This is a genomic window from Streptomyces sp. JHA26, assembly GCF_002005565.1.
Taxonomy (GTDB): Bacteria; Actinomycetota; Actinomycetes; order Streptomycetales; family Streptomycetaceae; genus Streptomyces.
Genome location: NZ_BDJC01000022.1, coordinates 98,962 through 105,183, shown reverse-complemented (window position 1 = coordinate 105,183; position 6,222 = coordinate 98,962). Strand labels below are relative to the sequence as shown.

Genomic DNA, 6,222 nt, shown 5'->3' with positions numbered 1-6,222 from the left:
GGACGAGGCCGCGCGCGGCGGGGCCCCGGCCCCGGCCGAGGTGCCGACCGCGCAGGACGTCACGGCCGCGGAAGAGGCCGAGCGTCCGGTCGTGCGGCAGCCGGCCGCCGAGGTGCTGGCCGAGCCCGCGGCCGCCGAGGACGCGGTGTCCGGCGCCCCGGCCCCGGCCGTCGAGGCCCCGGCGGCCGAGACCCCGGCCCCGGCCGTGGAGGAGGCCGCGCCCAAGGGCCGTACGCGTCGTCGGGCCACCCGGAAGGTGTCCGCACCGGCCGGTTCCCCCGCGGGTGCCGAGGCGGCCGTGCTGACGGTCCCCGAGACCGCGCAGGCCGAACCGGCGCAGCCGGCACCGGCGGAGGCCGAGGCACCGGCGGCCGAGGAGGCCCCGGAGGCCGCGGCGCCCGCCGAGAGCGCCGCCCCGGCCCGTCCGCGCCGTCGGGCCGTGCGCAAGCCCACCACCTCCACCGCGCCCGAGGAGGCGGCCGTCGTGGTCGTCCCGTCGGCCTCGGCGGAGGCGGAAGCGACCGCGACGGCGACGGCGCCCGAGGCGGACGGGGCCCCGGCCTCGGACGCGTCCGGTGACGAGGCCGCCCCGGCCAAGAAGGCGGCGGCCCGCAAGACGGCCAAGAAGGCGACGGCGAAGAAGGCCGCCACCAAGAAGACCGCGGCCAAGAAGACGACGACCGCGAAGAAGGCCACGGCCAAGAAGGCGGCGACGAAGACGACGACCGCCAAGAAGGCCACGGCCAAGAAGACGGCGTCGAAGAAGACCGCGGCGGCCGAGCAGCAGGCGCCGTCCTCGGTCTCGGCCGCCACCGACGAGGGCTGACCAGATCCCTGTCGCACGGCGTGTGGCCCCGCCCGCTCGGGCGGGGCCACACGCCTGTCCCCGGGGCCCGGTTTGACCCCTGTCGCGGGGGACCGTAATCTTGACCGTCGGCGTGTCGACTGACGCGTCACATCCCCGTAAACCTCTTCCTTCCGGGTGGGGCCGTCACCGGCCGCGACCGGGAGAGGCCGCATCCGGCGTGCTGCCGGGCGGCTGGACTGCGGGGGTGCCGTTCCCGAGCGTAGAGAGTGAGATCCGCGTGTACGCCATCGTGCGCAGCGGTGGTCGCCAGCACAAGGTTGCTGTCGGCGACATCGTTGAGGTTGACAAGATTTCCACCGCCAAGGTCGGCGACACGGTCGAGCTCTCGACCCTGCTCGTGGTCGACGGCGACGCTGTGACCAGCGACCCGTGGGTGCTGGCCGGCATCAAGGTCCAGGCCGAGGTCGTGGACCACCACAAGGGCCAGAAGATCGACATTCTGCGCTACAAGAACAAGACCGGCTACCGCCGTCGTCAGGGCCACCGCCAGCAGTACACGGCGATCAAGGTCACTGAGATCCCCGCGGCTGCGAAGTAAGGGACTGAGGAGAGATGGCACACAAGAAGGGCGCATCGTCCACCCGTAACGGTCGTGACTCCAACGCTCAGCGCCTCGGCGTGAAGCGCTTCGGTGGTCAGGCCGTCAGCGCGGGCGAGATCCTGGTCCGCCAGCGCGGCACCCACTTCCACCCGGGTGCGGGCGTCGGCCGTGGCGGCGACGACACGCTGTTCGCGCTGCAGGCCGGTGCGGTGCAGTTCGGCACCCACCGTGGCCGCAAGGTCGTGAACATCGTTCCGGTCGCCTGATCGGAATCTTTCGCGAGGCGGACCTCACTTCCCGGACGGGAAGCGGGTCCGCCTTTCGCGTGTTACCCAAGAGACAACCCCGTAGTAACTGGAGGCACATCCCATGACCACCTTCGTGGACCGCGTCGAGCTGCATGTCGCCGCGGGTAACGGAGGCCACGGCTGTGCCTCCGTCCACCGTGAGAAGTTCAAGCCGCTCGGCGGCCCGGACGGCGGCAACGGCGGCCGTGGCGGCGACGTGATCCTCACCGTCGACCAGTCGGTGACCACGCTCCTCGACTACCACCACTCCCCGCACCGCAAGGCCACCAACGGCAAGCCCGGCGAGGGCGGCAACCGCTCCGGCAAGGACGGCCAGGACCTGATCCTGCCCGTGCCCGACGGCACCGTGGTCCTCGACAAGGCGGGCAACGTCCTCGCCGACCTGGTCGGCCACGGCACGTCCTACGTCGCCGCGCAGGGCGGCCGGGGCGGCCTCGGCAACGCGGCCCTCGCGTCCGCGCGCCGCAAGGCCCCCGGCTTCGCGCTGCTCGGCGAGCCCGGTGACCTCCGGGACATCCACCTGGAGCTGAAGACCGTCGCCGACGTGGCGCTGGTCGGCTACCCGAGCGCCGGCAAGTCCTCGCTGATCTCCGTGCTGAGCGCGGCGAAGCCGAAGATCGCGGACTACCCCTTCACGACGCTCGTGCCGAACCTCGGTGTGGTGACGGCCGGTTCGACCGTCTACACCATCGCGGACGTCCCCGGCCTCATCCCCGGTGCCAGCCAGGGCAAGGGCCTCGGCCTGGAGTTCCTGCGGCACGTGGAGCGGTGCAGCGTGCTGGTGCACGTCCTGGACACGGCGACGCTGGAGTCCGACCGCGACCCGCTCTCCGACCTGGACGTCATCGAGGCCGAGCTGCGCGAGTACGGCGGCCTGGACAACCGGCCCCGGATCGTCGTCCTCAACAAGATCGACGTGCCCGACGGCAAGGACCTCGCCGAGATGGTGCGCCCGGACCTGGAGGCGCGCGGCTACCGGGTCTTCGAGGTGTCGGCCGTGGCCCACATCGGACTGAAGGAGCTGTCCTTCGCGCTGGCCGAGCTGGTGGCGAAGGCGCGGGCCGCCCGGCCGAAGGAGGAGGCCACGCGGATCGTCATCCGGCCCAAGGCCGTGGACGACGCGGGCTTCACCGTCACCCGCGAGGAGGACGGCCTGTTCCGCGTGCGCGGCGAGAAGCCCGAACGCTGGGTGCGCCAGACCGACTTCAACAACGACGAGGCCGTCGGCTACCTCGCCGACCGCCTCAACCGCCTCGGCGTCGAGGAGCAGCTGCTGAAGGCCGGCGCCCGCGGCGGCGACGGCGTGGCCATCGGCCCCGAGGACAACGCGGTCGTCTTCGACTGGGAGCCGTCGGTGACGGCCGGTGCCGAGATGCTCGGCCGCCGCGGCGAGGACCACCGCTTCGAGGCACCGCGCCCCGCCGCCCAGCGACGCCGGGACCGGGACGCCGAACGGGACGAGGCGGAGCAGGAGTTCAACGGTTTCGAGCCGTTCTGAGCCGACGCGGCACAGGCCGCGGTCCCTGACGGTGGCGGCGCCGACACTCTGGGTATCTGTCTCCTATATCACAGGTTTGACGGTTGCTAGGGTGGAGCGCGAAGGCGGATGCCAGGTGAACGCATTGCATACTTGCCCTGTCTGTATTCCGCCCGAGTCGTCATCAAGCGGAGCGTGCCGTCCTCGAGGCCGTTCCCGTCGGAGGAGCTCCCGCAGTGCGAAATCCTGAAGCACCCCGGTTGGTCGGTGTCTACCGTCGTGTAGTGCCGGTGGGTGCGCGACGAGTGATCGCCGAGCACGTGGACAGCGGCTTCCGGCAGCAGGTCAAGGAAGGCATCGCCGCCGCCGCGGCGGCGCGGGCCCAGATCAAGCGGGCGCGGGTCGCCCGCAGCCACCGGGAGCTGCTGGCCCGCCACGACCGGCGGGTCGTCAGCGTGGGCAGGTCCCCGCGCATCGCCCACGTGGTGCCGGGGGTCACCCCGCTGGAGGCGCGGCGCGCCAACCTCGACGACGTGACCGCGGCGCTGCGGGACGCCGGCATCGACTACTTCTGCGTGTACTCCGGCTCGGACACCTCCGCGGCGGTGGCGGTCCGCGAGGAGGACCGGGAGCGCGTGATCGGCGCACTGCGCCAGGCGTGCCGGGCCAGACCCGGGTACGTGGTGCCCATACGCAAGGGTGAGCCCCTCGACGAGGCCGCCCTGCCCGCCTACGGGGCCGGTCCGTGGAAGCGGGTGTCCGGCTCCGCGGTCATCCGCTGCACCTGGTACCGCACCGACGAGACGGGCCGTCTGGTGTTCGGCCTGCGGTACGGCTGCGACGTGGAGTTCTGGAAGCAGGAGGGCGCCGAGCTGCTCTCCCCCCGGCGCAATCCGGTCGCCGAGGCCGTCCCGGTCGACGAGGAACCGACGGAGGCGGACGAGTCCCTCTTCACCGACCTGGCCCCGTTGCCCGCGTCGGAGGGCGCCGGGGACCCGGACGCCCAGGACGGCACCGGTGACGGCGCCGGCCCGGTGCGCGTGCGGACCCGCCCCGCCTTCGCCGCCGGGAGGGTCGAGCGCCGTACCTTCCCGATCGACGTGGTATACACCTGGGTCGACGGCTCCGACCCCGAGTGGGTGCGTTCCCGGGCGGAGTTCTCCGACCGGCCGTACCACGAGGAAGCGGCCAACGCGGCGCGGTACCTGAGCAGGGACGAACTGCGCTACTCCCTGCGCTCCCTGAACCTGTACGCGCCGTGGGTCCGCAACATCTACCTGGTGACCGCCGACCAGACCCCCGAGTGGCTGAACACGGACCACCCGCGGCTGAAGGTCGTCAGCCACAAGGAGATATTCAGCAACCCCGCGTCCCTGCCGACGTTCAACTCGCACGCGATCGAGAGCCAGCTGCACCACATCGACGGCCTCTCCGAGCACTTCCTGTACTTCAACGACGACGTGATGCTCGGCCGGGAGGTGCTGCCGCAGCAGTTCTTCCTCCCCAACGGCCTCGGCCAGTTCTACCTCTCGCCCGCGCTCATCCCGTTCGGCGACCCGAGCGACGACGACCCGCCGGTCGCGGCCGCCGGGAAGAACAACCGCCGGCTGATCGCCGAGCGTTTCGGCGGCACCATCTTCCGGAAGATGAAGCACGTGCCGCACGCCCTGCACCGCAGTGTGCTGGAGGCGATCGAGACCGAGTTCGCCGACGAGCACCGGCGTACCGCGGCGAGCCGTTTCCGCAGCGTCGGCGACATCTCGGTCACCTCGTCACTGCACCACTACTACGCGTTCCACACCGGCCGTTCCTTCCCCGGCGAGGGGCTGGTCTACCGCTACCTCGACGTCGGCAGGCCGGGCGCGGAGCGGGTGCTCGGCAGGCTGCTCGCCGAGCGCGAGGCCCATGTGTTCTGTTTGAACGACACGACGTCCACGGCGGCCGAACTCGCCCAGCAGCAGACCGTGATGACCCGCTTCCTGGACGAGTACTTTCCCTTTCCGAGCCCCTACGAGCGCGGTGCAGACAACCGATGAGACAACTCCCCACACCCCACCAGGTCATGCGCAAGGGCTACGCCGTGGTGCGTTCGGCGCGGTCGCGACTGGACAGCCTGGTCCTCGTCCCGCCGAGTCCCGACGACTGGCCGCGCGTCACCGCGGAGCACCTGTCCGTCCTGGACGGCAGAACACTCAACATCTGTGTCGCCGTGCCCGACGACGTCACCGCCGCGTCCGCGTCGCTGGTCCTGGGCCAGGGCTCCTCCCCGGTCGTCGTCCCGCTGACCCTGGCGCAGCGCAGCGACGGGCGTGTCGAGGCACAGGGCACCACCGTCGTCGACCTGCTGGAGGGTGACAGCTCCACCGGCCCGCTGATGCCCGGAGGGATCCGCAGGTACCTGCTGGAGGCCGGTCAGTGGCGGATGTCCGTGGTCTTCACCGACGTCCGGGGCGGGGAGAGCCGTTACGCGCTGGCCGCGGCCCCGAAGATGATGTCCGACGGTCCCACGCTCCCCGAGTCCCTGCGGGACGACGGCACCTACTGCCGCATCATCGCGTCGAGCACCGGCCGTGCGTACGTCTCCCTGGGGAGGGACGGTGCCGACGCCGAGGTCGTGTCCGTCCACATCGGCTGGTCGGAGATCACGTTGCGCGGCCGGCTCGTCAACGCGCCGGCGGAGGCGTGCAACGGAGACCTGGAGCTGATCCGCAGGAACGGCAAGGTCAGCCGGACCCTGCCGGCCGTGTGGGAGGGCGACGCCTTCACCTGCCGGGTGCAGATCGCCGACTTCGGCACGCTGAGCACCAAGGAGCAGATCTGGGACGTGCGCCTGCGGCGGCCGCGCGGCAGGTCGCTGAAGCTGTCCCGGCGGCGGACCGACGTGCGCAGCCCCGGAGACGTCTTCCGGATGCCGCACCGGCTGCTGACCTCGGACGACGGCACGGCCCTGCGGATCAACCCCTACTACACGCCCATCGGCAGCCTGGCGTTCCGTGCTGCGCTTATCCCTTCTGGAAGTTGATAACAG

5 protein-coding genes and 1 pseudogene are annotated in these 6,222 nt (G+C 71.6%); all 6 read left to right on the top strand.

The genetic code is table 11. From position 1 onward, the window contains the following. Positions 1-826: pseudogene (locus JHAT_RS15990) on the top strand (ribonuclease E/G); the annotation flags it as partial. A gap of 259 nt (positions 827-1,085) precedes the next feature. Further along, on the top strand, positions 1,086-1,406 hold the full coding sequence (rplU, locus tag JHAT_RS15985; protein WP_004931419.1) for a 50S ribosomal protein L21: 321 nt from the start codon (positions 1,086-1,088) through the stop codon (positions 1,404-1,406). Positions 1,407-1,420: 14 nt separating this feature from the next. Continuing rightward, the gene (gene rpmA / locus JHAT_RS15980; RefSeq protein WP_077798842.1) at positions 1,421-1,675 is read left to right on the top strand and encodes a 50S ribosomal protein L27; all 255 of its coding nucleotides are present in this window, start codon (positions 1,421-1,423) and stop codon (positions 1,673-1,675) included. 103 nt (positions 1,676-1,778) lie between these two features. Further along, complete coding sequence (obgE, locus tag JHAT_RS15975; protein WP_077798841.1) at positions 1,779-3,215, top strand: GTPase ObgE; 1,437 nt, start codon at positions 1,779-1,781, stop codon at positions 3,213-3,215. Between the two features lie 215 nt (positions 3,216-3,430). Continuing rightward, positions 3,431-5,230: a stealth family protein gene (locus JHAT_RS15970; RefSeq protein WP_077798840.1), complete on the top strand. Its 1,800-nt coding sequence runs from the start codon at positions 3,431-3,433 to the stop codon at positions 5,228-5,230. Further along, the gene (locus JHAT_RS15965) at positions 5,227-6,216 is read left to right on the top strand and encodes a hypothetical protein (protein WP_077798839.1); all 990 of its coding nucleotides are present in this window, start codon (positions 5,227-5,229) and stop codon (positions 6,214-6,216) included. The genes JHAT_RS15970 and JHAT_RS15965 overlap by 4 nt, the downstream gene beginning before the upstream one ends. The last annotated feature ends 6 nt before the right edge of the window (positions 6,217-6,222 follow it).